The sequence below is a fragment of the Leptothermofonsia sp. ETS-13 genome, from assembly GCF_049200465.1.
Taxonomy (GTDB): domain Bacteria; phylum Cyanobacteriota; class Cyanobacteriia; order Leptolyngbyales; family Leptolyngbyaceae; genus Leptothermofonsia.
In genome coordinates, this window is sequence record NZ_CP120836.1 from 340,098 (window position 1) to 365,342 (window position 25,245).

Annotated in this window: 22 protein-coding genes and 1 pseudogene; 8 read left to right on the forward strand and 15 right to left on the reverse strand. The window is 49.2% G+C overall.

From position 1 onward, the window contains the following. The first annotated feature begins 82 nt into the window (after positions 1–82). The 3 genes from P4D80_RS01690 (at position 83) to P4D80_RS01700 (ending at position 2,368) form a co-directional block, all read left to right on the forward strand. Positions 83–1,066 (forward strand): carbohydrate kinase family protein, encoded by a 984-nt coding sequence (locus P4D80_RS01690; protein ID WP_421657125.1) that lies wholly within the window; start codon positions 83–85, stop codon positions 1,064–1,066. Between the two features lie 48 nt (positions 1,067–1,114). Then, positions 1,115–1,594 carry a CYTH domain-containing protein gene (locus tag P4D80_RS01695; protein WP_421657126.1) on the forward strand — a complete coding sequence of 160 codons (480 nt, stop codon included), beginning with the start codon at positions 1,115–1,117 and terminating at the stop codon, positions 1,592–1,594. A gap of 441 nt (positions 1,595–2,035) precedes the next feature. Further along, positions 2,036–2,368, forward strand: a complete 333-nt coding sequence (locus tag P4D80_RS01700) for a hypothetical protein (protein WP_421657127.1) — start codon at positions 2,036–2,038, stop codon at positions 2,366–2,368. A gap of 55 nt (positions 2,369–2,423) precedes the next feature. Here P4D80_RS01700 and P4D80_RS01705 read toward each other — a convergent pair whose 3' ends face one another. Both P4D80_RS01705 and P4D80_RS01710 read right to left on the reverse strand, forming a co-directional pair. Beyond that, complete coding sequence (locus P4D80_RS01705; RefSeq protein ID WP_421657128.1) at positions 2,424–3,074, reverse strand: PTPA-CTERM sorting domain-containing protein; 651 nt, start codon at positions 3,072–3,074, stop codon at positions 2,424–2,426. Positions 3,075–3,322: 248 nt separating this feature from the next. Beyond that, positions 3,323–5,242 (reverse strand): ATP-binding protein, encoded by a 1,920-nt coding sequence (locus P4D80_RS01710; RefSeq protein WP_421657129.1) that lies wholly within the window; start codon positions 5,240–5,242, stop codon positions 3,323–3,325. Positions 5,243–5,535: 293 nt separating this feature from the next. Here P4D80_RS01710 and P4D80_RS01715 point away from each other — a divergent pair. After that, positions 5,536–6,192 (forward strand): annotated as a pseudogene (locus tag P4D80_RS01715) (RibD family protein); the annotation flags it as partial. 54 nt (positions 6,193–6,246) lie between these two features. Here the strand turns inward: P4D80_RS01715 and P4D80_RS01720 are convergent. The 4 genes from P4D80_RS01720 to sfsA form a co-directional block, all read right to left on the reverse strand. Beyond that, positions 6,247–6,399 carry a hypothetical protein gene (locus tag P4D80_RS01720; protein ID WP_421657130.1) on the reverse strand — a complete coding sequence of 51 codons (153 nt, stop codon included), beginning with the start codon at positions 6,397–6,399 and terminating at the stop codon, positions 6,247–6,249. A 73-nt stretch (positions 6,400–6,472) separates the two neighbouring features. Then, complete coding sequence (gene menH / locus P4D80_RS01725) at positions 6,473–7,339, reverse strand: 2-succinyl-6-hydroxy-2,4-cyclohexadiene-1-carboxylate synthase (protein WP_421657131.1); 867 nt, start codon at positions 7,337–7,339, stop codon at positions 6,473–6,475. Between the two features lie 16 nt (positions 7,340–7,355). Then, positions 7,356–8,003 carry a M23 family metallopeptidase gene (locus P4D80_RS01730; protein ID WP_421657132.1) on the reverse strand — a complete coding sequence of 216 codons (648 nt, stop codon included), beginning with the start codon at positions 8,001–8,003 and terminating at the stop codon, positions 7,356–7,358. Positions 8,004–8,318: 315 nt separating this feature from the next. Continuing rightward, positions 8,319–9,041: a DNA/RNA nuclease SfsA gene (gene sfsA / locus P4D80_RS01735; protein ID WP_421657133.1), complete on the reverse strand. Its 723-nt coding sequence runs from the start codon at positions 9,039–9,041 to the stop codon at positions 8,319–8,321. 276 nt (positions 9,042–9,317) lie between these two features. Between sfsA and P4D80_RS01740 the strand changes: the two genes are divergently transcribed. After that, entirely contained in the window at positions 9,318–11,426 is a 2,109-nt protein-coding gene (locus tag P4D80_RS01740) for a TIGR00300 family protein (RefSeq protein ID WP_421657134.1), read from the forward strand. 508 nt (positions 11,427–11,934) lie between these two features. Then, positions 11,935–12,153: a hypothetical protein gene (locus P4D80_RS01745; RefSeq protein ID WP_421657135.1), complete on the forward strand. Its 219-nt coding sequence runs from the start codon at positions 11,935–11,937 to the stop codon at positions 12,151–12,153. Positions 12,154–12,186: 33 nt separating this feature from the next. Here P4D80_RS01745 and P4D80_RS01750 read toward each other — a convergent pair whose 3' ends face one another. Continuing rightward, positions 12,187–13,653 (reverse strand): S8 family serine peptidase, encoded by a 1,467-nt coding sequence (locus P4D80_RS01750; protein WP_421657136.1) that lies wholly within the window; start codon positions 13,651–13,653, stop codon positions 12,187–12,189. 635 nt (positions 13,654–14,288) lie between these two features. On the opposite strand from P4D80_RS01750, the gene P4D80_RS01755 reads away from it, so the two are divergent. Further along, a complete protein-coding gene (locus P4D80_RS01755) occupies positions 14,289–16,163 on the forward strand; it encodes a hypothetical protein (RefSeq protein WP_421657137.1) in 1,875 nt (624 codons plus the stop codon). Here P4D80_RS01755 and P4D80_RS01760 read toward each other — a convergent pair. The 8 genes from P4D80_RS01760 to acs all read right to left on the reverse strand — a co-directional run bounded on the left by P4D80_RS01760 (position 16,117) and on the right by acs (position 24,015). Further along, positions 16,117–17,856: an ArnT family glycosyltransferase gene (locus P4D80_RS01760; protein WP_421657138.1), complete on the reverse strand. Its 1,740-nt coding sequence runs from the start codon at positions 17,854–17,856 to the stop codon at positions 16,117–16,119. The genes P4D80_RS01755 and P4D80_RS01760 overlap by 47 nt on opposite strands. A 211-nt stretch (positions 17,857–18,067) precedes the next feature. Next, positions 18,068–18,256, reverse strand: coding sequence for a putative toxin-antitoxin system toxin component, PIN family (locus P4D80_RS01765; RefSeq protein ID WP_421657139.1), 189 nt, complete (start codon positions 18,254–18,256; stop codon positions 18,068–18,070). Next, the gene (locus P4D80_RS01770; protein ID WP_421657140.1) at positions 18,249–18,491 is read right to left on the reverse strand and encodes a PIN domain-containing protein; all 243 of its coding nucleotides are present in this window, start codon (positions 18,489–18,491) and stop codon (positions 18,249–18,251) included. Before P4D80_RS01770 ends, P4D80_RS01765 begins: the two co-directional genes overlap by 8 nt. After that, entirely contained in the window at positions 18,481–18,708 is a 228-nt protein-coding gene (locus P4D80_RS01775) for a hypothetical protein (protein WP_272066266.1), read from the reverse strand. The genes P4D80_RS01770 and P4D80_RS01775 overlap by 11 nt, the downstream gene beginning before the upstream one ends. Positions 18,709–18,740: 32 nt before the next feature. Then, positions 18,741–19,814 (reverse strand): HNH endonuclease family protein, encoded by a 1,074-nt coding sequence (locus P4D80_RS01780; protein ID WP_421657141.1) that lies wholly within the window; start codon positions 19,812–19,814, stop codon positions 18,741–18,743. A gap of 218 nt (positions 19,815–20,032) precedes the next feature. Next, the gene (locus P4D80_RS01785) at positions 20,033–20,488 is read right to left on the reverse strand and encodes a DUF262 domain-containing protein (RefSeq protein WP_421659611.1); all 456 of its coding nucleotides are present in this window, start codon (positions 20,486–20,488) and stop codon (positions 20,033–20,035) included. 72 nt (positions 20,489–20,560) lie between these two features. Next, a complete protein-coding gene (locus P4D80_RS01790) occupies positions 20,561–22,027 on the reverse strand; it encodes a DUF2079 domain-containing protein (RefSeq protein ID WP_421657142.1) in 1,467 nt (488 codons plus the stop codon). 14 nt (positions 22,028–22,041) lie between these two features. Then, positions 22,042–24,015 (reverse strand): acetate--CoA ligase, encoded by a 1,974-nt coding sequence (acs, locus tag P4D80_RS01795; RefSeq protein WP_421657143.1) that lies wholly within the window; start codon positions 24,013–24,015, stop codon positions 22,042–22,044. A 225-nt stretch (positions 24,016–24,240) separates the two neighbouring features. Between acs and P4D80_RS01800 the strand changes: the two genes are divergently transcribed. Then, positions 24,241–25,239: a zinc-dependent alcohol dehydrogenase family protein gene (locus tag P4D80_RS01800; protein ID WP_421657144.1), complete on the forward strand. Its 999-nt coding sequence runs from the start codon at positions 24,241–24,243 to the stop codon at positions 25,237–25,239. Positions 25,240–25,245 lie beyond the last annotated feature (6 nt).

Below are 25,245 nucleotides of genomic sequence, written 5' to 3' on the forward strand. Positions count from 1 at the left end.
AATGGAGAGTTGGAGGCACTCAATGCCGCCGCAGGAGCTATCTGATAACCTGCTATAAGACTGTGAAGGAATGTAGACGGTTGTGAGCAAATCTCGTGTACTTTGTCTTGGTGAAATTCTGTATGATTTTCTGGCAGACCAACCAGGGCTGCCGCTGGAACAGGTAAAATCCTGGACTCCCTACCCAGGAGGCGCACCTGCCAATGTTGCCTGTGGTCTGGCAAAGTTAGGCACAGCTACCGGGTTTATTGGCTGTGTGGGGGAGGATGAATTGGGAAACTCGCTGGTAGAGCTGTTGCAGGATATTGGGGTAGATGGAACTGGGGTTCAGCGCCACCCTACAGCCCCGACACGGGTCGTTTATGTAGTGCGTTCCGAGGCGGGCGATCGCGCCTTCGCAGGATTTGGTCAGTATGACACTTCCATCTTTGCCGACACCCATTTGCAAGCGAGTAAGCTGCCCGTTTCCCTGTTTGAGTCGGCTGAATTTTTAGTATTGGGCACCCTGGAAATGGCTTACCCCGATAGCCGGGCTGCTATCCAACGAGCATTGGAACTGGCAGACCAGTACTACCTCAAGATTCTGCTGGATGTAAACTGGCGACCAGTGTTCTGGAAAGATCCGGCGATCGCTCCAGCCGTGATCCATGACCTGATCAACCACACAGACTTTCTCAAGCTGTCTGAAGAGGAAGCCGAATGGCTATTTGAGACAACCGATCCATGTGTGATTGCCCATCGGGCTGGTAGCCTTGAGGGGGTGCTGGTTACCCGTGGAGAAAAGGGCTGTTCTTACTACCTGGGTGAAAATGAAGGTAAGCTTCCAGCCTTTACCGTTGAAGTAGAAGACACAACGGGTGCTGGTGATAGTTTCGTTGCAGGAATTTTGCATCAGTTCTGTCGGCGTGGGATTCAGAGCCTCCGCGATCCCAAAGTTGCCCATGAGGTGGTGATGTATGCCAGTGCCATGGGTGCCCTGACCGCAACCCGGCCGGGCGCGATCGCCGCCCAACCAACTGCTGCTGAAGTGGAAGCTTTTCTGTATCTCCAGCAGCAACCGGGCTAAGGTTTTGTATCCCAGTAGCCAAATCCTAATGAGTTAGGTCCATCCTGTATGCCAATCGAAATTGAGCGAAAGTTTTTGGTTAAGGGCGATCGTTGGCGTTCTCTGGCAACCGGGAGCCGTTACTGCCAAGGCTACATCGTCACAGGGCCGAAAACGGTGAGAGTCCGGGTGGTTGGCAATCAAGGTTATTTGACCATCAAAGGGCCCTCTGTTGGGTTCAGCCGCTCAGAGTATGAATACCCCATTCCCATCCAAGATGCCCTGGAAATGTTGCACAGCCTGTGCGAGCCTCCCTTGATTGAGAAAACACGTTATCGGATTGAAGTGGATGGGGTTATTTGGGAAATTGATGAATTTGAAGGGGAAAATAAGGGACTGTTGCTGGCAGAGGTTGAGTTGACCAACGAAAACCAGACAATTACTCTACCCGATTGGATAGGCAAAGAGGTTTCTGGTGATCCTCGCTACTACAACGCCAACCTAGCAAAGAATCCATTTAGTCAATGGAGAAAGGGGATTAAGGACTAGGGGCGGGGGGAGAAAGAGGAAAGAAGAAAGAGGCCAGGAACTGAAAGAAGTGGATGAGTGGGAGAGTAACCCCTCACCCCTCTCTAACAACTGTTCCACACCCCCCATCCCACACCTTACCTCCACAGGATATATCTGATGTAGGCGAGAATACCTTAGTAGACAGTTGAAATATCGTCCATTCGGGTGAAACGAGCCCTACCAAAACTATACTCTAATGTCCATAAATGCTAATGTTCATAAATTTTATACAGCGATCTTATTTGGAGTGTGAGAAATAACTATAACCACTAAGTCTAAAACGGGGTGCAAGGGTAGAACTCCTGGCTGGGGGTAAGCCCCGCCCCCTTTTAAGATCAATGTCCCAATCAACCTAGCGACAGCTATAGAAATGCAAAATTGTCGCTTGTAGCGTTTGACCGATTTGGAAACAGCTTCCCTATGAACTCGCAGCTGGATTTAACGGACTTCAATCCGCAACGAATGAAGCGGCTAAAGACTCTGACAAGGCTGTTGGCGAAATCTGGTTTGTTTCAACAAGCTCCGGTTACGGTTGTTCATAACCTGAGCCACTACAAGAGTGGGCAAAACTACACCTTTGAGGCTTTCGGGGAAATTGGAAGAGGCTCAATTTGGGGTTACAGTAGCAAAATTCAGCCCGACGACCATTTAATTTTGCCTAATGACGGTGAAATTGTTCGGTATCGGGTAGAGGAAATTGAGCATCACGGTGATGGATATTACAAGCTCAAGGGAATACTGAATTCCAGATAATCTAACTCCACTCTTAAACTGAGGGCCCCGGCAATGCTTCCGGGGCTTTTATTTTCTAATCAGTCATTGCTTCCGGTTTTCGCTTACGCCATATTCCCAGTCCCAGTCCGATCAATCCTGGTAGCAGAGCGGGGGTAGGCACGACTGTTGTTGAAAGATTATCGACTTGAAAGAATTCGTCACCGATGTCTCCAAAGACCGCAACTTCTTCTCGAAACACCAGTTCTGAAAAAGAAGCGATTCCCACGATCCCTAGGAAACCAGTGCCAGGATCGCCGAGGCGATCGCGAAATGAAATAGTCTGAACACCAGAGCCATCAAAGTTTCCAGAAACTGTTAAGCCACTACCCGTTGTAGTATCAATCCAATCGGCAGCAAACCCGAACACTGGCTTTGGGAATACCCATCGAATCTCTCTGAAGTGGTCAGGGAAGTTACCACTCGTATCTACCCGCCCCAGGTAAGTTCCCCCTCCTATCTCATTGAGGATGGAGCCCCCCGATCCGGTGCTGGTAACTCCATTCGCAAATGTAATCACCGGGGCATTGGCTACTGGTGCATCAAAGGTTTCGGTTGTGAAACGTCCAACAGCGGATTCCCAGGCTGTGCGATTGGTGAAGAAGGTGACCGCTTGAGCCGTTCCTGTAGTGGTAAGGGTAAGCAGAGCTGCGCCAGCGATCGCCATTGGAAGTATATTTGTGCTCATAGTTCCTCTCAACGTCGGGGGCTCACTTCCGGTATTTTGCCCGTAGTAGTACTGATACTATTCCCATTTAGAATGATTCCATCCGGCAATAATGGGCCGAACAACCGTATCTTTACTGAAGATTTACGGGCATTGCTGAAAAGCAGTATGAATCGAAACGAAGTTTCGAGCATACAGCACCTATTTCATAGCCAAATTCAGCAACACCGATTTACGGATTGAAATAGAGTGGTGTGAAGTTGAAAGGCTCAATTTCTTCCAACAGGTAGCCAGATCCGGAAGGTACTTCCCTTGCCGGGGATTGATTGAAAGGAAATGGTGCCGCCATGAAGTTCAGCAAGGCGTTTTGTTAGCGCTAACCCCAGTCCTGTTCCTTCGTGTTTGCGGGTAAGAGAGGAGTCCACCTGCTGAAAGGGACGGAAAAGCAGATGCCACCGCTCTTTGGGAATGCCGATTCCCGAATCGTTTACTTCTAGGCAGAGGTAGGGAGTGCTGGGAGTGACCGGACTGTGGTCAGGGCGCATGTCTTGTTCCAACCGGTAACCATAGTCGATCCGCCCCTTTAGTTGAACGTGTCCCTTTTCAGGTGTAAATTTTACGGCATTGGATAAAAGATTAATCACCATCTGGCGAACGCGCCGCTCATCCAGGGGCACCTGATCGAGATGAGGGTCGATTTCCATTGAAAGAGAAAGATGTTTTTTCTCGGCACCGGGTTGCACCATTTTCAGGCACTGCTCACACAATGCTTGAATAGAGACTGGCTGAAGGTTGAGTTCCATCTTGCCTGCCTCAATTTTGGCGATGTTGAGCAGGTCATCGATGATCTTCAAGAGATGAATGGAAGCATCATCCGCTCGCTGGAGAAACTCCAACTCCTCGTCTCGACTATCGCAGGAGCCATCTTTTACCAGACGCAGGCAACCAATAATGGCATTGAGGGGGGTTCTTAATTCATGGGAGGTGGTTGCCAGAAACTCACTCTTGAGTTGATTAGCTGCCTGTGCTTCCTGCCATGCAGTTTCCAATTCTTCAGCACGATCTTCCAACCGTTGCACCATGCTATCGAGGGCGGTGGCAAGTTGGTTGAGTTCGCGAATTTTGAAATTTTTCGGAGCGAGATCGGAGGGATGACGCTGGTAAATATGGAGGGCATAGTCTCCCAGTTTTTCAAGGGGGCGTGCCAGGTCGCGGGAAATGTAGATGGTGGCTAGCAGGTTAGCTGCAACCAGCCCCAGGGTGAGGATGACCAACACCTGCTTTACTTCTTCCAGGCTGTAGAGGGCATTGTTGAGTGGGGCAACGGACAGCACTATCCAGGTGCGTTTTTCTTTCGCACTCATTGGGATCTGTACTGGGCTGTAGCCGACCAGCCATTCTTCTCCATTGGGTTCAAAGGAAAAGAGATGCTCAAAATTCTGCTCTCCGGCGATCGCATTAGTCAGAATCTGCTGGAGTACAGGTCCATCTTCTTCCTGATTAATACTGCGCCCAATGCGATCCTCTCTGGGGTGGGCAAGAATGGTTCCATCCTGATCAAGAATTACAGTATAACCCGAAAGTGATCCCGGTTGGCTAATTTCCTGTCGGTGCAGGGCTACCTGAGCACTCAGGGCATAGCGAAGTTGCCCAAACGAGTCATACAGGGGTGCATTCAGTACCAGATCAAGCTGGCGCAGGGGAGTTGCAAGTTTTGCCAGAGTTTCTGGATTGACTGGCGAAATTCGCACACTCGATTGCGGATCCAGAATTACTTGATTCTGATTGGGCCAGAGGCTATCCAGCCCTTGAGTAATGAATTGCTGACCACAGGTACTGGCTTCAAGCTGGCCGGTTTGCATATTGGTTAACTGAACACACTGCACGCCCTTAGGTAACCACCGAGCCATCCGATGAACAAATTCTTGAGTTTCCTGGGGTTGATCCAGTTGGTTTGAAAGTGCTTCACTGGCAGTGACCAGGTTTGATCGCAGCGCCTCCGTTAAATCTCGAATGGTTTCTCCTTTGCGAACGGCACTTTCTGTCAGGTTCTGGCGAGCGGTCTCCAAAAGCCCGGAACGCGCTTTGCGATATGCGACATATTCTCCAGCAATCAATACAGGAATGCTCAGCAGCAGAATTCGGGTAAAGAGAACACGACGAAAGGAAGACTGACGCGGCTTGGCCATAGGAACTCTCTAAACTGAGTTGAAAACTCCAATAGCAACTATCCTGAGCCAGATCGATCCGCCCCTGTGCCCAATCCGTTCCTGGCTAACCAGTGTGTCATCCTGGCGTGCGACTACTAATCTTATCCCACCGATGACTCGTCCATGAAATGCCGAAATAAACACTATTCATAACGAAATAAACACTATTCATAATAATTATTACTAACGTTGTCCCGAATATTCCAGGCACTCGTCATTTAAGTAATGAATCTGCATGAAAAAAACGTTTAGAAAGTTGTCCATTCACAACGGTCGTTTTAGCCATGAGTGCAGATGGCAAGATTGCTGATGTCAGTCGTTCTGCGGCACGATTTGGTTCGTTGAATGACAAAACCCATCTGGAGCAACAGGTGGCTCAGGTAGATGGCGTTTTATTTGGGGCAGGAACTTTAAGAGCCTATGGCACTACCATGAGAGTGATGCAGTCAGGGTTACTGCACCAGCGACAGGAACAGGGAAAGTCACCACAACCGATACAAATTCTCTGTTCCCAATCCGGAGAAATTGATTGGCAATCCCCATTTTTTCGTCAACCTGTTCCACGCTGGTTGTTAACGACTGAGGCCGGGAGCGATCGCTGGCAAGCAGAAACCGCCTTTGAGCGAGTTGTGGTTGCCGAAACAACAGCAGGTGAGATCGACTGGTGGCGTGCATTTCAACAATTCAAACAGCTCGGCATGGAACACCTGGCAATTTTGGGTGGGGGAGAACTGGTCGCATCGCTACTGGCAGAGGGACTGGTAAATGAGCTCTGGCTGACTGTTTGTCCCCTGATTCTGGGTGGAACCGACGCTCCTACACCTGTAGAAGGTGCAGGCTTTCTACAAACCAATGCACCTCGACTGGAACTGCTGGAAGCAAAAGCTTTTGAACAAGAGGTATTTTTGCACTATCGCGTAATCCAGTAAAGGCTCCGCATTCCATCATTTCAATTACCTTAGAGGCTACCCGCCTTTTAGCCGCTAAAGGAGGCTGTCTAAGCGGGTTTGTGCCAGCGCCAGGTGGTTGTCGTCTTGAGGTTGGGTTGGGGTGCTGGAGGGGCCTGTACCCAAACTAAGCTGATTGACGGTGGTACGCGAGAACCATTGCCAGGGCGCGGTAGAAGCGGGAAGCAAAGCCCAGGTCCTCCTGAAGTTTGGCAGCTAGAGGATTTCTGTACTTTTTTCATACCATTCTCTGTGCCTCTTACTACCAAATTGAGGGGTTTTTCCTGGCAGAGACAACCTGATCTAAATCCATTGTGCATGCAGTCCGCACCCAGTTAGCAAATATGGTAGGTTGTTCCAGATGAATTGGATGTCCGCATTCGGGAACAATCTCTAAGCGAGCAGCAGGGCAGCATTCAGCCATTTCTTGATTAATCTGGCAAAATTTGCGATCGCGCCCTCCCACCAGCAATAGCAACGGCTGGCGATGGGTTGCCAATAAATTCCAGAGGGAGGGCTGTCGTCCAGTACTCAAGTAACGGAGAGATTTGGCAATTTCGGAGGAGCGATTTTGAGATCGCCGTTGCATCATTTGCTCAAACTCTGGATGCTGCTGCAATGAGTAAAACAGTGGTTGTTGATACCAGTGAATTAAAAAAGAGGAGAAATCGATTTCAAGTTGGTCTGCCAGCTGGCGATCTCGCTGCAATCGCTCCTGTCGTTCTTGCTCCGTCTTCAGTCCAGGAGAAGCGGACTCCAGCACTACTGTAGGAAACCATTGCGGGAAATGAAGCGCCAGGTATAGAGCTAATCGCCCACCCATCGAATAGCCCGCCAAAAAACAGCGAGGAATGCGGAGCTCGTCTAACCAGTGGATTAAAGCCCTGGCCGTGTTTGCCATTGTGTATTGCTCATCTCCACCTTCCACCCTGGTTTGACCATGACCGGGCAAATCTATCGTGATACAGCAAAACTGGTCAGTCAGGTGGGCGATCGCTCCATTAAAATCCCTACCACTACCCAAGAAACCATGCAGAAATAGTATCCGCGGCAGCATTGGCTTTCCAGATAGGGAGTAATGAAAATGGTTGGCATGGGACACTCGATGCCGCCGCACTCTTGCTTCCATTCATTTTTGGGGAATGTTACTGCGCGCCGTTTGGTACCAAACTATACTTTACCTGCTCTGCATACATTGCCCTTAATACCAGGGCAGGATCAACATACTGTCCAGAGTACTTTAACCCCCAGTGCAAGTGGGGCCCCGTAGTACGCCCGGTCATGCCGACGCGCCCAATGCGGGCACCCGCAGGAATGATTTGCCCTTCGGCCAGTTGCACTCCGCCGCTGCGATCGCTCAGATATTTCTTGCCGTCCTTTGTTTCCACATACCCTTCCATGTGACAGTAGATGTGCTCCCACGCGCCTGATTTGATCACAACAGACGTTCCACAGGCTGTGTTATCAGAGACCTCAACAATTTTTCCGGTCCACCAGTTGCGAATGTAGCTACCTTGAGGAGCCGCCATATCCAGCCCACGGTGAAATTCCTGATTAGAGGAACCATCTGGAGAACGCCGATAGCCAAAGGGGGAAGTATAGCCCTGGAAATTTTCGACCGGGAAAGAGGCTCCTCGCCACGTTCCCCCTACTGCCACACTAGAATTTGCTTCCAGGGCCCTAACTCCAGCTTGTTCGGTCCCAACCGGAAACAGACTGATTCCGGTTGCCAGGAAAAGACATCCTGTAAAAGCCAGACTGCGTCTTAGCGAAAAGCTTGACCATTGGGCCATTGCATCACTCCTTAACTGCTTATCAAAGAGTTTCAGGGGGGACTGTTTGATGCTATACACGAGCAGCTATGAGATACTGATCAACTTTTGTTACATTACTTTTTGTTGTTTCAGCTATTGCTTCAGAAGTCCGGATACTTTTGGAAAATCCCAATAGAAACATCTAACCAGGGTTAGATGTCGGCAACTCAGCAAAGCTACTCGGTGTATGTTAACCCAGGTTGTGTCGCTTGAATTTCTTTTTTTGTGAGGAGTGTCAAGAGAAGTTTAGCAGGCCAACCCCCTCTACAGTTTTCTTTCTTCTTTCCTCTTTCTTCACAGTTTGAGTTCTGCTAGTCCCAGATAGCGGACGCCTTGGGGAGAAACTTCAAAGCGGCAGGGTAAGACCTTGATCCCAAGGGCGATCGCCTCTCGAAATAACTCCCCATAAACGGGATCAGCGCGATCGCCCGGTGCGAAATAGGGGCAATCTCCGCGATTGATGAAATAGAGCATCACCGCCGTAGCTTCTGATAATAACGCCATCAATTCCCGCAAATGCTTTTGTCCACGGGTGGTTACGGTGTCAGGAAACAGAGCGACCTCACCCTGTACCCAGGTTGTGTTTTTCACCTCAATGTAAATTGGCTTGCACGAATCACCTGTCAGCAAAAAATCAATCCGACTTTTGCGGTCAGTTCCATAGGGCACTTCGCAACGAATAGTAGTGTAATCTTCCAACCGGGGAATGACTCTGTGCGTCAGTGCAAGATTGACAATTCGATTCGGTAGACTGGTGTTGACTCCCACCCAGGTAGGCCCGTTATCGTGCACTTCAATCATTTCCAGCGTGTACTGAAGCTTGCGAGTAGGGTTGTCGCTGTGGGAAACCTGAACCCGGCTACCAGGAGTACAAACACCAGTCATTGGGCCTGTATTGGGACAGTGAGCGGTGACAACTACCCCTGTCGTTAGTTCCACATCTGCAAAAAAACGCTTGTAACGCTTAAGCAAAATGCCTGGGTAAAGCACCGGGTATTGGTAAAGCAAATCGGTCATGAAGTGAAGAAAAGATCCGAAGTGTTAAAAGAAAAGATAATTTCAAGGGTGGTGAAACCCCTGCCTGGGCACAGCCCCCACTCCCCCCTCTATGATTAATTATGGCTACCTACTTATATACCCAAACCAGACCTGTGAAGCTCTGACGGAGAAAGTCAGGACTCCATAACTTATATAAGATGGCTCTAATACGTAGATAAGTATTCGTAATACAATAAACGATTGGCTTCTTAGGCATTCAGCGTCTACATCTCAACCTACTGGGGTTCATTCTCTATGTCTTCCACCATTCGCTTCTTGATGTGTCCGCCCGATTACTATGACGTGGACTATGTGATTAACCCCTGGATGGAGGGGAATGTTCATAAGTCATCACGCGATCGCGCCGTTGAGCAATGGCATCAACTATTTCACATTATTAAGGAGCATGCGATCGTTGATCTGGTCAAGCCCCAGCCGGGCGTTCCAGATATGGTATTTACGGCAAATGCAGGTCTGGTTTTGGGAAACAATGTGGTTCTCAGCCGCTTCTACCACAAGGAACGTCAGGGAGAGGAACCCTTCTTCAAGCAGTGGTTTGAAGAGCAGGGCTACAGAGTTTACGAATTGCCAAAAGATTTGCCTTTTGAAGGGGCTGGAGATGCCCTGTTTGATCGGGAAGGGCGCTGGTTGTGGGCAGGTTATGGCTTTCGTTCTGAACTGGAAACCCACCCCATGATTGCCCGTTGGTTGGACATTGAGGTGCTGTCTCTGCGGTTAATGGATGAACGGTTTTACCATCTGGATACCTGTTTCTGCCCATTGAGTGATGGCTATCTGCTCTACTACCCTGGAGCCTTTGACTCCTACTCGAATCGGTTAATTGAGTTACGGGTGCCCAATGAGAAGCGAATTGCAATTAAGGAAGAGGATGCAGTTAATTTTGCTTGCAATGCCGTCAATATTGATCACATCATCATTCTTAATAAGGCCAGTGATGAGTTGAAGCAACAGCTCGGTGCTGTGGGTTTCCAGTTGATTGAAACACCCCTGACTGAGTTTATGAAAGCTGGTGGGGCGGCTAAGTGTTTGACACTGCGGGTGACAGAGCCCATTCGGGAAGAAGTCCATGCTGGAGCAGCCGTTGAAAGCCGAGTGATTCGGATGGAAGGTCACCTGCTGGATGCGGGACTAATTAATCAGGCCCTCGACCTGATTGTAGAAGGGGGAGGCAGCTTCCAGGTGCTGAGCTTTAACCTGGGTGAACAGCGGCAGAGTACATCCTCGGCCGAGGTGAAGGTCACAGCTCCTTCCCACGATGTGATGGAAACTTTGATGAGCCAATTGATTGATTTAGGAGCACTACCACCACCTCAGGAAGTTTGCGATATCAATTATGAAGTCGTCACTCAGGCTGGAGTTGCTCCAGATGATTTCTATGTCACAACGATCTACCCTACTGAAGTGCGGGTGAAGTGTACCTGGGTCAGGGTGCAAAACCAGCGCATGGACGCGGCGATTGTCGTGGATGAGGAAACCATGACGGCCCAGTGCAAACTCTTGCGTGACCTGAAGCCGGGCGATCGCGTGGTCGTGGGGGTCGAAGGCATCCGCACTATTCGCAAGACAGAATCCCGTGAGCAGCGGAACACTCAGGAGTTCAGTTTTATGGGAGCAGGTGTTTCTAGCGAACGCCGGGTAGAACTGGTGGTTGAGCAGATCGCCTGGGAACTTCGCCAAATTCGCGACCAGCGTGGCAAAGTAGTTGTCACAGCAGGTCCGGTCGTGATCCACACTGGTGGGGGGGAACACCTGTCAAAGCTAATTCGAGAGGGGTATGTGCAGGCTCTGTTAGGCGGCAATGCGATCGCTGTGCATGACATCGAACAGGCCCTTCTGGGCACTTCCCTTGGGGTCGATATGAAGCGGGGCGTTTCAGTCCGGGGTGGCCATCGCCATCACCTGAAGGTGATTAACACCATCCGTCGCTGTGGCAGTATCGCCAATGCGGTGGAACAGGGGGTTTTAACCAGCGGTATCTTCTATGAATGTGTCCGCCATCGGGTACCGTTTGCTCTGGCAGGCTCCATTCGTGATGACGGTCCCTTGCCTGATACTCAAATGGATTTGATCAAGGCCCAGGAAGAGTACGCCCGGTTGATTCAAGGAGCCGATCTGATCTTGATGCTGTCTTCCATGCTTCACTCAATTGGGGTCGGCAACATGACACCTGCTGGAGTGAAGATGGTCTGCGTAGATATTAATCCCGCCGTGGTGACAAAACTGAGCGATCGCGGTTCTATTGAATCAGTCGGCGTTGTGACCGATGTGGGCCTGTTCCTTAGCCTGCTGGTGCAACAACTGAATAAACTAACCAGTCCCTATCAGATTGCGCAACCAGTTTGAGCAGTGGCAAAGGGAGAAGTCATCCCGATTTATAAATGATGCACCTCGCACATCACCCCACTGCTTGCGACATGTCCCCTTGCCAGTGTTGCTGAAGAGTGGGATGAATTGAAACGAAGTTTCGAGCATCTAGCACCTTTTTCATCCCCAGATTCAGCAATGCCCCCTTGCCAAGAGGAGGTTAGGAGGGGTCGGATTTGCACTGTTTTCAAATCAAATTGCTATCAGAAGCCAGAAGGGGCACTTTTCCAACTGTCTACCGTCGAAGTTCTTATAGCTCCCGGAAAATGCTGTTTGCCGGATTTAGTAAGCAGACTGTTGAATAAGTGGTTCATACCGCCCGAGTTAAGCATCAAGACACTTGTTGCTTTCGGAGCGTTATAGTTGTCGCCAGGTTGCTTAAAACATTGGTTTTAAGGGGGGCTGTGTCCCCAGCCAGGGGTTCCCATCCCTGCACCCCGTCCTAAGCCTGGTGGCTATAGCTATGCAGTCTAAGGAGCAAAGAACTATGGAAGACCTTGCCTACATTCATCTAGCTTGGAACGAAGAAACAGCACAGGCTATAGACGTTGGTGAAATGGCTGTTCCCAAAAACTCTGCTTCCCCCCCTGCATTTGCAGGGAGACAGATGGTGACTGAAGAGGTTCAGCCTGCAATTGACGGCGATCGCGATTACACCGATTTTCCAGGTTTTAGTAGCGATCTGTATCCCACCATTTATTTTTAGCCAAGCCTGGTTGGAAAATGTGAATAATTCAGGCTAAACCGTAATTCCACCTGGATTTGCAGTACTGGTTAGCAGGCTAACCACCTGAGCGGAAGTCAGCGTAGGGTTTGCGCTCAGAATCAATGCTGCTGTTCCAGCCACATAGGGTGCTGCCATTGAAGTGCCGCTGTAGTACTGATAAGTGTTATTGGGAGTTGTGGAGTAGGTACGAACGCCCGGTGCCACAACATAGTTCACCACAACAGCTCCTGCATCGTTAGAAAACCTGGCGATTTGATTGTTGATATCCACAGCACCGACGGCAATTCCCCACTGATTGGTCAAGTTTGCTGGGAAAGTTGGCTGATTAGCGCCCTCATTACCTGCCGATATCACCACAACTGCACCCAGTTGGGTGGCATATTGAATTGCGGCGGACACTTCCTCCGAGGAACCCCCTCCTCCCAGACTCAAGTTAATCACCCGTGCGCCATTGTTGGCGGCGTAACGAATACCTGCTGCAATACCGGGATAGGTACCAAATCCATCCGCATCCAGAACCCGCACTGGCATAATCCTGGCTCCGTGGGCAACTCCAGTAACGCCAATTCCGTTGTTTTCAGCGGCGATCGCCCCCGCAATATGGGTACCATGCCCATCCAGATCCAGCGGGGTGTTGTCATTATCAACAAAATCCCACCCCAGTACATCATCAATATAGCCATTGCCGTCATCATCAATTCCATTTCCGGCAATTTCGCGGACATTAATCCAGATATTATCGTTCAGGTCTGGGTGAGTATAGTCCACACCGCTATCGACTACAGCCACAGTGATTCCCTGGCCGGTGTAACCCCTTGCCCAAACCTCTGGAGCATTCACCTGGTCTAGACCCCAATTAATGCCACCTGAATTGGGAACGGCAGGAAAAAGTGGCTGTCTCAGGGCGGAGGCAACGGCAGCCGCTGCATCAACCAACCCATACCCATATTGGGTACTGTAGTTCGCCGACTGACTGACTAAACTTGCCGACAGGTTCAGGGTATAGTTGGTGCTGCCACTGTAGGGATAAACCCGAATGTAATAGGTGCCTGCGGCCAGTGTACGGGTAATGACTTCTGGACTGGTGCCACTGGTAAGGGAACTGGCGATCAGGCTGCCAGTACTATCGAGGAGTTGAACATCTGCATCCGTAGTCAGGTCAGTGAGGGAAAGGCTGAAACCATTGATCTGATTCAGACTAAAACGAAAGTAGTCATTTGGATCCGTGGAACCAACAGATTCATAGATGGTTTGGGAGCCGCTGAGAATACCCAGATCACGAGCGGTGGCCAGGGTGTTGCCAGCATCGATCGCCAAAGTTGGTTCAGCCTGAGTGACAAGGGTGTCAAAGGTGGTTTTTGAAGGCATTCCCGGCTGAGGCGATACCGATGGCTGGGAGGAGCGACGGTTGAACCGGGCTTTACGGAAGGAAGAATCCAATGAGGCTGCACTGGCATGGTTCCGAAATGACTCTTGCACTGCATTGCCCCATCCAGCGCACTCCATTAAACCAGAGCTTTTTGAGAAAAATTTTGTCAAGCAATGAGAAGAGTAGAAGTCCGCGTCACTCCAGCTTTTAGAGTGGCCTGGCAATTCCAAAATCCCTGACATGGCCTGCACCTTTCATTGAACGAGGGTCTATGCCCAAAAATGGCACAATTGTGGTTTTTATCTTCAACTACAGACCATACGAGTCAGGATGAACGGTCAGATCTTCATGGGTTCTTTCTTCATGGGTTCTTTAAAGAAAACACTTCTACTTTACGTGATTTTGCAGAGAAAATCTAAGACATACACAAAGAAAAATCATTTGATAGGGCTCAATTAAGCGACCTGGGCAACGAATTACCGCTGATTGTTCTCACAACAAATTCGTGGTTTAGATCGCAAAGACTCCGTGGAATCTACCACTCTTGAGCAGAACTCAAAACTTACCTATCTATTCACCCATCCATCCATCTACCCTTTCACTCTCACTCCCCTTCACACTTCACAGCTATCACCAGGGAATTAAGGATCCTCGCTAATTTTGGTTAAGGAGTCAAAGCGGAGTGGAAGCAACCCTGTATAGTACTGGTGCTTACTGGGAGCTTGTTGGTATCAGGGCAGTGGCTATGAACCTTCCGTTCATTCTTGATATTGCGATCGGTTTACTTTTCATCTACTTAATTCTGAGCTTGCTTGCATCTGAGCTTCAGGAACTATTGACCACTCTTTTGCAATGGCGAGCCAGGCATTTAAAAGATTCAATTGAAGTCCTTTTAGCAGGTGGTACGGATACCAAAGAAGAAGAGCAAGTTAAAGATCTGGTTGATCGCCTTTACAATAATCCGCTTTTAAGGACCGTCAATCAGGAAGCCAAAGGGTTGATTGCTCGGAGCTTGAGAGCCATCACCCGCTGGTTTATACCGGGCAACCGTAAAGGTGCTTTTGGTAGAAATCAATCGACAGGACCTTCGTACATTCCCCCTGAAACATTTGCCACTTCGCTGATGGACAGTTTGGGAATTTCGATTTTGGCAGACAAGTTAACTGAAGTTCGGTTAGGCAAGTTTGTTAATCGCGTTACAGGCAAGTTTTCTAATCGTGAAGATGGCACTATAGAAATTCCTGAAGATGATTCTTTAATAGACAATTGGGAGAAAGGTGGAGTTCGAGTTATTGCAGAGAAGGTTGGAATTCGGAATTTGAATTCTGATGAAAGGTTCAGAATTCTGGTTGAAGATTATGACGATATCTTGAAAGATTATCAAACTGGACAGGCTGCCTTAACGACTTGCATTGAACGGATGGGTCACAGTCTTAATGGCTATATTGATGCGTGTGCAGATGTCCCCCCGGAAGAATTTAACCTTGAACCAAAAACCAAAGAATATTTTATTCGGCGCTTGAAGCTCTTTAAACTGGGGCTCTTCGGTGAAAATAATGAGCGGGCAATTTTGTCGGGTGGGCTCCAGCCCAATGCCTACGAAGTCGCCGAAATGGTAAATCAGGCAAGTAAAACCCATCGAGAAATTGCCACTGCCTATGAACAGCTGAAAACCAAAGCAGAGGAGATCGCGGAAAAAGTGGATGCTCAGCTTCAAGCGTTGCTAGAAGAATACAATCAGGGTTTGGATAAGCCCCTTACGATTCGAGACCTCAACAATGAGCAACGCCGCCTTTATATCAGCCAGGCTCTCACGAAATTGATTGAATTGGGTGAACTCAGCGATCAAGATCGGAAAACCTACGAAAACTACGAAACCTATCAGGAAATCAAGCAACTTTTGAGCAAAGTTCCTAAACCCCTCCGGGAAACCCTCGAAAGCTTGGCAGGATGGGCCCATGCTAAAGTAGAACGCACTGACAACTACGTCAATCAATTTCGGGAAGAAATTGCAATCTGGTTCGATCGCTCCATGTCCCGCGCCTCTGGGGTTTATAAGCGAAATGCAAAGGGGGTCGCGATTATCCTGGGTATGCTGCTGGCAATCATTGCCAATGCCGATTCGTTCTACATTGCAGATCGGCTTTCGAGTGATGAGAATCTCCGCAAAGTTGTGACAGATCGGGCAACTCAGGTACCTTTAGGCAACAACGCTGCCTTAAACGCTGAGCGCCTTGAGCAACTGAAGGATGAGGCTGAACTTGCGCTTCGTGATCTGACGCTGCCAGTTGGGTGGGACCCTCCCAATCTGATTCGCCAATTTAGATGCGAGTTGGGTAAAGGCTCTCCACCAGAAACCGGCGATTCAGCCCTAATACAGACCAGAGCCGAGGAGCGTACCGACCTTCGTCAGGCTTGTCTGGGGCCCGAAGCAGCCACCAATGTTCCAGTGGTTGCCCAACTCATTATTGCCAAACCCATGGAGTCTTTTCGGCGGTTGATGGGTTGGCTGGTAACGGGTATTGCGATCGCCATGGGTGCCCCGTTCTGGTTTGATCTGTTAAGCAAGGTTGTTAATGTCCGTAATACTGGAGGTAAACCTCCATCGCCATCTTCTTGAACCCATAGCCGTTCGTTACGTAGTAGTTCTTAATCCACACTCCAAAACGAACCACCGGAATAGCCGTGGCAACTGACACTCGCTCAAACTGAGATAACAACTCGGACTGTACGGGATGCCAGCTATCCGAAAGGATGACAGCGTTTTTGCCTTTAAAGGAAAAGGATGCATCATCCGTGTACCAGAAGTCGAACTGATCAACCCGGTCTGAAACAGCCAGCACGTTTTTGTCATTTAGTTGGTAGGCCAGAGCGGAGGCGGTTCGGTAATCCGTGGCAACCAGAAAAGGATTGTCTCCCAGACTTGCCACCTCTGCTTTGACAGCTTCCGCTACCTGATTCCAGCCAAACAGCATGCGCGAGTCCGGGTCTTCAGTCTTACTAACCAGGGCAGATAGTGGCAAGAAACTATAGTGGATAACGAGCAACCCTGCAAATAACAATCCAAAAAACTGCCCGCCCCAAAATAGACGCTTATGTGCAAGATGCGACCTGGAATCGGCAACCGATGGAGCATTGTTTGTACCTTGCACCCTGGTAGCTTGTTCCTTCCACTGCTGACCCTTCAAGAAAAAACTTGAAGCCAGGGGAAAGAGCAGCAGATAGGCCGTGATATTCCAGTAATAAAGGGCTGCAGATACCAGCGAAATGGCAGTCAGGGTAATGGTGGAAACGATAAATACCCAAAAGGCAATCACGGGATAAACCGATTTCGATACCACAGGTGAAGCTATCTGCTTACAATGAATTTCATTCCCACTCCCCGTTTCCCATTCCCCATTCCTGTGGCTGCTTGACTTGAAAAACATTCTGAACCCGTGAACAAACCCCAGCCAGTTTACAGGAGAGACAGTCAAGAACGAAAACAGCACAAAGTTTAGAAATGGACCGATCTTGAAACTGAAATCTCCAGTATTCACGCTGCGGTTGGCGTAGTAGCGGAAAGATTGAAAGTCATTGGAGATGTTCCAGAGCGAAATAGGAATCAAAGCTATCGCCGCGATCGCCCCTGCTATCCAAACTCGGCGATCGTACCACAGTGGACGTAATCGCCGATCTGCTACCATCGCAGCCACAAAACCCAGTCCCACAAAAATGGCACTGTACTTGCACAGTCCAGCCAGAGCGATCGCCCCTGCCGCAGCGTATAACCGCCAACTTTCCCCCCTGCCATCTGCCAGATATCCATCTAAAAACCGGATGAACAGATAGGCCGAGATCAACGAAAAAGTAATTAACAGGTGGTCATGCCAGGCCAGAGCCAGGAATAGAAAGTACAGCGGCGAAGCCAGCACCAGCAGCACTAAAACCCAGAAATGGTAGTGAGCATTCTGCCCATACAAATAGCGAGTAATGCGGTAATACGTGTAAAAAAAGACGGCATTACTGACCAGGTTAGGCAATCGCAGAACAAAATTTGACCGTCCAAACCCGGCTGTAAACAGCCCCTGAATCCAGGCCTGCAAGGGTGGGTGGTCATAGTAAGACCATCCTGGATGTTGTCCCCACAGCCAGTAATAAGCCTCATCTGGATTGGGAAAGGTATTGAACCAGAACACCAGCCGCAGAACAATGAAGGCAAGCAGAAGTAATAGAAGCACTCTGAAAGTGGAAGAAGCCGGGAGCCAGGAGTCAGGAGTCAGAATAAATCTGGCTCCTGGCTTCTGGCTTCTCAAATCCTTGATTTGTCGCATTTAACAATCAAATTGCTATTAACCGTGAAAAGGGGGTGTGGGGGCTGTGCCCCCAAGCAGGGGGTTTCACCCCCTCCACCCCCAAAATCATCCTTAATATTTAATTGTGTCCAGCTACTTATCGTTCCGCTTCACCTGCCGCAGACAACCCTCGATTCCAATAGACAACCTCTCAACGGTCGGGTGAAAGCGGGTTGTTATGCCGCCGCCGCTACCTAGCCTCAACTGTCTTCAGAAACTCATCTGCTGTAATCACCAACACATCACGGAATGGATGCAATACGAGCAAGTCCCTATCGCCACTGATAATGTACTGCGCTTCTCCATTCAATGCCAACTCCAACACCTTGTCATCTTTTGGATCACGGTACTCTTGCACATTCTCAGTTATTTCAACCAAAACTGCCCGCTCTATCAAAAGCTTCTAAAAATTCCTCTCGCTCTTCAGTGGTTAAATACCGATTAAATCTTTCGCGCCCAAGAACCTCATTTAACTCTTCCAAAAGGTCAAGTGACAGTAATACTTCTCCATTTGCCAAAGCATATCGAAGTGCTTGAGCAGGTTTGCTGTTTTCAAACAGAAGCGCACTAATAAGAGCATTTGTATCAAAAACATAGCGCACTTCATTCTTCATCCAAAATTGAGTTCAAAATTTCTGGGGTTAACCCTCGCGCTTGAGCATTCCGACTAATATCACTCATCACTTCCTCTAGAGGTCTTTTGTGTCGAGTTGCATCCCCAAGCTTTAGGCTGAGTAATGCTTCTAATTTGCGACGCTGCTCTTCAGATGCTGCCTCAAAAATACGGGCAACCTCAGCATTCACACGGATTGTGATCGTTTTAGTTTCCATAGCAATTATTTAGTCTATAAATGATTTTACTGTTACAGATCCTGCCACTGATTTATAGCGAACTGAATCAAGCGTTCTCTTCTATTGTTAATTGCATCCTCATCCCATACATTACGCTCAACATCATTGTTGAAAACAATCTCTTTCAAGTGCATAAGATTAGCCTTCTTATAAATCTCCTTTTTGGCTTCAAAACCCTTATTACTTGCCTCTGAATTGAGGCTTGGCGAAAGTAAACATAAATTCCCGATGGAGTGCAAAAGCTCTTTATACTTAGTTTCAGCAATATGGTTCCAACTAGAATCACTTTTATCTTGAGGTTTATCTTGAGGCAAAATATGTTCTATTGTCTCATTCGGATTCGATTCCCATATCACATTCCAGAGAGTTTGATTAAGTTGAGTACCATTCATCTTTGATAAATACTCTTCATACCTAAAGAAGAAGTATCGCAATTCTTTTTGCCAGTCACTATAAAAATCATGCTTATTCAATTCTTCAACCGCTGTTTCGATGGGAAAATCACTACCTATCCCTGAAATAAAATTCAGTAGATCATCAACATTTGCATTTTTATCCTTGTGGATCTTCCTTGCCGCACGCACATATTCACCAACTTTAGTACGTGCATCTTTTCTAAAAAGACCAAATATCTTGAAAGAAGTCCGTTCCCACTGCTCAAGTAGCTTATCTCGCTCTTCTTCTGTCAAGTCTTTCCGAAGCATAATTGCCACTGCCAGCAATCTTGCTTGAGTAATATCAGTGACGGCATTTCTTCTTTTATCAGCATATAGTCTGGATAAACAAGATGTGATTTCCTGAAGCCAAACCGTATTCTCAATGATTTTATTGATGATCAAATCATTGCCAGATAGCTTTATACAATCATTTTTGAAGAATTCAAGCGTATCTTCTGCACTGAGAAGTCTTCCCGCTCCGCTTTCCTCCTTTAAAGTCGCGGCAAATCGTATTATTTCATGCCCTGGGATATTCTGAAGTCCAATTTCTCTGTATATATCAGACCAGTAGCCATGAAGCTCATTTAAGTGTTCACTGAAAAGATCATTACTCTCTGGGCTACTTGCATATTCGTACAATAGTCCCATTAACAAGCTTTTACATTTATCAAGCCAGTCAACATCAAGTCCTCGACTATTTAAGACTTCAAAAATGGTATATACCGCACCTTTATCTTCTAACGATTGAAAGATAAAGTAGAGACGGTTTTTTACAAGAGCGAGAAGTTTGACTGCATTAGAATGATCGTCTACAAATTTATCACAATCTTTAATTGCTTGTGATATGTTTTTGTCGGCAGTAGTTTTTATAGAACGTGGGTCTGGCTTTTCCCATGCTCTAGATAATTTCTAAGGATAAGTCGATTATCATGATTATTCTGTAGAATGATAAGCCTTCCGTCATCTTTGACTAGCAACTTATCTAACTCTTTTGCTTCATCAAGCTGTTGGTCAGATTTAAGCTTAAGACTTATAGACTTTAAAAGAATAACTAGCGTTGTTAATCGTTGTTGCCCATCAACAACATCATAAATATAGAAGGTTTTAGAACCAACTTGCTCCTTATCCTTAGTTTTCAGGCAAACGATGGTTGCCATAAAATGAATTCTTTCATCGTATTTCTCCCTAGCCAATTCCAGCTTTTTAATATCTTCAAATAATTCATGCCTCTGCCTTGGCTGCCAACTGTAGTGGCGCTGGTATTCGGGAATCCTGAAAATTTTGTCGCTTAAGATTACGATTAAATAAAGGCTTGAATTCAGGCTGAATCATACTACATACAAGCTAGTCAGTAACGTCTATCATATCGCCGCTGACCTCAAAGCAGTACTTCTTCAACTCCCTGCATCAACTTGGCTTTGAAGCCCGACAGATGATCTTTCGGTTGCGCCCTGACAGATTAGTTGAGGCGGCATAACAAAGAGATAAACACCATCCTGGTGATAGCGAAGCTTGAAATTGGGCGCTTTTTGAAGCTGATTTACGAGCTCCAAAGCAAATTCTGGAGTACTCATCCAGCCAGGATGGCGGGTGTTGAGCAGTATATAGTCAAACTTTGCCAGGTCAGGAGAGGGGGCACTGGCGATCGTAAACCGGATGTGGGGGCGATGGGTGAGGTGGGGCACAATGTTATGAGTGGTAAGGACGCTGCCTTTACTCTGCACCTGGGCTACTGCTGCTCGTGTAGCACTCCAGGTATCGAGCGAATTGAGGTAAAGCGAACCAAAGTAGCCATACTTTGCCAGAACCAGAAATGCAATCAGCGACCAGAGAAGGATCTTCCAGCGGTTTCTGAACCAGGTCTTTTGAGCCGTAAGGGCTGCTATCACTGCCACTAACAAAAACGGTAGGACAGGTAATGAATATTGATGCACCAGATCCCTCTGGCTGGGTGCGTCAGAGAGGATATTCATAACCAGTAAGGGAAGTGCGGCAGTGAGAGGGGCCAAACAGTGAATAGACAATCCCCAAATCAATGGGGCGATGAGAAGCAGCCCGTATTCTAACGTCGCCAGAGAAAACACTTTGCCCAGCACCAAATCGGGCTTAAAAAACAGGTTTTTGGCAATTTCCAGAACTGAGTCACCCAGATAGGCATAGCGCAGGGTGGCTTCAACGCCCGCGGGTCGAAAGGCTGGAATGACCACCTGGGTAGCAATGAGAAACCAGGCAACTCCAGTAATGAGGGCGATCGCTCCGCACACCCGCTTTTTCTCAAACACCAGCAACCAGAACCCCATCGCCGCAACAGTCAATGACAGCGCATCCCGACAACCCAGAATGATGATCGTGCAAATGGCAAATCCCCAAACTTTGTCCTGCCGCGCGGTCCAAACAGCGGTCAGAATTAAGGGCAGGGCCATCACCTCTGGATGAAAATCAAACAGATTGAGGTTGAAAATTAACGGATAGAGCAGGTAAACCGCCGCCAGCGTTATTGCCAGAGATCCTTGCAGACCAGCCTGGCGAGCGAGGTGATAGGTGGGCAAAGCACCCAGGGCTAGGGAGATCGCCTGCACCGCAAATAGCCAGTAAACGCTGGGATAAATCTTGTAAAACAACGCCAGCGGGTACACCATCCAATCAGCATGTCCCCCCAGAAAGTGAAAGCCCCAGAAAGACACAACCGGAGCCTGCCCCTGGCTGATGAGGTAAATCGCCTGATCAAAATAGCCCAGGTCAAACGCCCCCGATTGAAACAGAATGTGTCGCGCACTACTGGCGATCAACAGGAGCAACGCCCAACCAGTTATCATCCAGCCAAGCAGGCCAGATTCCGGGAAAGAAGGATAGCGGGTCATTTCGCCTTTCCGGCTTAAGCTCCTCCCTGGCGCAGTTTTTCTAATACACTGCGGTCTTCCAGGGTAGAAACATCGCCAGAGACTTCTTCGCCTGCAGCGAGGGAACGCAACAACCGCCGCATGATTTTACCGGATCGCGTCTTGGGTAGGGCATCAGCAAAGCGGATTTCCCCCGGACGGGCGATCGCTCCAATTTCCTGAACCACGTGTTCCTTCAGCTCCTTCAGCAGGGCATCACTGGGACTGTGGTTGCCCTCCAGGGTCACAAACGCCACAATATCCTGGCCTTTCAGTTCGTCGGGTTTACCGACGACTGCCGCTTCGGCCACGGCTGGGTGAGATACCAGCGCCGACTCAATTTCCATCGTTCCCAAACGATGCCCGGCAACGTTGATCACATCGTCCACCCGACCCATCACCCAGAAATAACCATCCTCATCTCGCCGGGCTCCATCTCCGGCAAAATAGGTATAATGCCCATCCCTGGGTGGAATGTGTTCCCAATAGGTACGGCGGAAGCGATCCGGGTCGCCGTAAACGGTACGCATCATGCCAGGCCAGGGATGCTGTACGGCCAGGTAGCCACCTTCATTTGTGCCAACCGAATTCCCTTCCAGATCGACCACATCTGCCAGGATGCCGGGAAAGGGTAAGGTAGCTGAACCTGGCTTAGTGGGAATTGCGCCCGGCAGGGGTGTAATCATGATGCCGCCCGTCTCCGTTTGCCACCAGGTATCCACAATCGGGCAGCGCTCACCCCCAATCACCTTGTAGTACCACATCCAGGCTTCTGGGTTAATCGGTTCACCCACTGTTCCCAGTAAGCGCAGGGAAGAGAGATCTCGTGCTCTGGGCAAATGTTCTCCCATTTTGATGAAGGCGCGAATGGCTGTGGGAGCGGTGTAAAAAATGTTGACGCCGTACTTTTCAATCACATCCCAGAAGCAGCCGGGGTTGGAGGGGCGCGGCGCTCCTTCATACATCAAGGTGGTTGCCCCATTCGAGAGGGGACCGTAGACGATGTAGCTGTGGCCCGTGATCCAGCCCACGTCCGCCGTACACCAGTACACGTCATCATCCCGCAGGTCAAAGATCCACTGCGTTGTCATGTGAGTATAGAGGTTGTAGCCGCCCGTGGTATGAACGACACCCTTGGGTTTGCCTGTGCTGCCGGAGGTGTAGAGGATGAACAGCATGTCTTCGCTGTCCATCGGTTCGGCAGGGCAATGGGCAGAAGCGCCCGCCTGCAGGTCGTGCCACCAGTGGTCGCGTCCTGGCTGCATGGAGATGGTTTGCCCAGTCCGTTTAATTACCAGCACGTTTTGCACGCTGGGAACGGTGTTATTGGACAGGGCTTTGTCCACCTGGTCCTTGAGCGGGACGATCGCATCCTTCCGCCAGCCACCATCCGCAGTAACTACCAGTTTTGCCTCGGCATCAATCAGGCGATCGCGCAGTGCCTCAGCGCTAAACCCACCAAACACCACTGAGTGGGGGGCACCAATGCGAGCACAGGCCAGCATGGCAATGGCAGCTTCCGGAATCATGGGCATGTAGATACCGACGCGATCGCCCTTCTGCACCCCCAATTGCTTCAAAACGTTAGCAAACTGGCATACTTCCCGGTGCAGTTGGGCATAGGTGAGGGTGCGTGAGTCGCCCGGTTCTCCCTCCCAGATCAAAGCTGCCTTGTTGCGCCGCCAGGTTGCGAGGTGGCGATCGAGGCAGTTATAGGAAATGTTAATCTTGCCGTTGACAAACCACCTGGCAAAGGGAGGCTGCCAATCGAGAACAGTATCCCACTTCTGAAACCAGTGCAGTTCTTTTTCTGCCAGTTCTGCCCAGAAGGTTTGGGGGTCAGCTTTCGCTTTTTCGTAGAGTTGCCGATATTCGTCCAGACTTTTAATACGCGCTTTTTGGGAAAACTCTGGAGACGGATGAAATAAACGTTTTTCTTGAAGAATAGATTCAATCGTGACTTGTGACATGGAGATTCTTCGCTCCGCTCTGTTCTGCAAGGAAAAAAATGGGAATCTCTGCATTCGCCCTTTCCAAACAATACTGGTTCCTGAGTCCGTTCGCAAAACAGTTCACGCTTTCCTTAATTCTTTACCAGGTCAGTGTGCAAGAGTGGTTGCAACAAAACAGTGTCTGGCAGTCAGAAACCGCGTTCAGTCCTTTTCCATTCCAGGTAGGATCGTTATATGCGAGCCATGATTCTAACAACCCCTGGCCAACCATTGCAGGAAGCTGATTTACCAGTTCCCAATCCAGGTGTTGGGCAGGTATTAATTCGAGTGCATACCTGTGGAGTATGCCGTACTGATTTGCATATAGTAGATGGAGAGCTGCCCCAGCCAAAGTTGCCGCTGGTTCCTGGCCACCAAATTGTGGGAACGGTTGTGCAGGTCGGCGAAGGGGTTGAACGGTTTGGGATGGGCGATCGCGTTGGAATTCCCTGGCTGGGGTACACCTGCAATCACTGCCGATATTGCCTGACCCAGCGCGAAAACCTGTGTGATTCTGCGCAGTTTACTGGCTACCAAATCGATGGCGGCTATGCGGAATATACCGTTGCCGATGAGCGCTTCTGTTTCCCAATTCCACAGGGCTACCCCGATCTGCAAGCGGCTCCCCTGCTCTGTGCCGGGTTAATTGGCTATCGCTCCCTCATGATGACAGGCGACGCTGAACGGATAGGACTCTATGGCTTTGGAGCCACAGCCCATATTGTCATTCAAACCGCCCGTCATCAGGGGCGGCAGGTGTTTGGCTTTACCCGCCCTGGAGACAGCGCCGGACAGCAATTTGCACGGGATCTGGGAGCTATCTGGGCAGGGGGTTCGGATGAATCTCCACCGGAACAACTGGATGCAGCAATTATTTTTGCTCCAGTAGGGGCTCTGGTTCCGGCGGCGTTAAGAGCGATCGCCAAAGGAGGTACCGTCGTCTGTGCTGGAATCCACATGAGTGCCATTCCCTCCTTCCCCTACGAAATTCTATGGGGCGAACGGGTACTGCGTTCGGTTGCCAATCTAACCCGCCGTGACGGAGAGGAGTTTTTGACCCTGGCTCCCCAAATTCCCATTCACACTCAGGTAGAACCTTTTCCCTTAAGTGCGGCGAACGGGGCTCTGGCCGCTCTCCGCAGTGGTAAGATTCAGGGGGCAGCCGTGCTGGTGATCAGTGAAAACAATTCCAGCCAGGGGTAGCTGGCG

Coding starts and splice junctions, on each gene's coding strand:
- P4D80_RS01695 (WP_421657126.1), top strand. CDS start 1,115: ATGCCAATCGAAATTGAGCGAAAGTTTTTGGTTAAGGGCGATCGTTGG.
- P4D80_RS01700 (WP_421657127.1), top strand. CDS start 2,036: ATGAACTCGCAGCTGGATTTAACGGACTTCAATCCGCAACGAATGAAG.
- P4D80_RS01705 (WP_421657128.1), bottom strand. CDS start 3,074: ATGAGCACAAATATACTTCCAATGGCGATCGCTGGCGCAGCTCTGCTT.
- P4D80_RS01710 (WP_421657129.1), bottom strand. CDS start 5,242: ATGGCCAAGCCGCGTCAGTCTTCCTTTCGTCGTGTTCTCTTTACCCGA.
- menH (WP_421657131.1), bottom strand. CDS start 7,339: ATGGAAGCAAGAGTGCGGCGGCATCGAGTGTCCCATGCCAACCATTTT.
- P4D80_RS01730 (WP_421657132.1), bottom strand. CDS start 8,003: ATGGCCCAATGGTCAAGCTTTTCGCTAAGACGCAGTCTGGCTTTTACA.
- sfsA (WP_421657133.1), bottom strand. CDS start 9,041: ATGACCGATTTGCTTTACCAATACCCGGTGCTTTACCCAGGCATTTTG.
- P4D80_RS01740 (WP_421657134.1), top strand. CDS start 9,318: ATGTCTTCCACCATTCGCTTCTTGATGTGTCCGCCCGATTACTATGAC.
- P4D80_RS01745 (WP_421657135.1), top strand. CDS start 11,935: ATGGAAGACCTTGCCTACATTCATCTAGCTTGGAACGAAGAAACAGCA.
- P4D80_RS01755 (WP_421657137.1), top strand. CDS start 14,289: ATGAACCTTCCGTTCATTCTTGATATTGCGATCGGTTTACTTTTCATC.
- P4D80_RS01760 (WP_421657138.1), bottom strand. CDS start 17,856: ATGCGACAAATCAAGGATTTGAGAAGCCAGAAGCCAGGAGCCAGATTT.
- P4D80_RS01770 (WP_421657140.1), bottom strand. CDS start 18,491: ATGAAGAATGAAGTGCGCTATGTTTTTGATACAAATGCTCTTATTAGT.
- P4D80_RS01775 (WP_272066266.1), bottom strand. CDS start 18,708: ATGGAAACTAAAACGATCACAATCCGTGTGAATGCTGAGGTTGCCCGT.
- P4D80_RS01780 (WP_421657141.1), bottom strand. CDS start 19,814: ATGGGACTATTGTACGAATATGCAAGTAGCCCAGAGAGTAATGATCTT.
- P4D80_RS01790 (WP_421657142.1), bottom strand. CDS start 22,027: ATGACCCGCTATCCTTCTTTCCCGGAATCTGGCCTGCTTGGCTGGATG.
- acs (WP_421657143.1), bottom strand. CDS start 24,015: ATGTCACAAGTCACGATTGAATCTATTCTTCAAGAAAAACGTTTATTT.
- P4D80_RS01800 (WP_421657144.1), top strand. CDS start 24,241: ATGATTCTAACAACCCCTGGCCAACCATTGCAGGAAGCTGATTTACCA.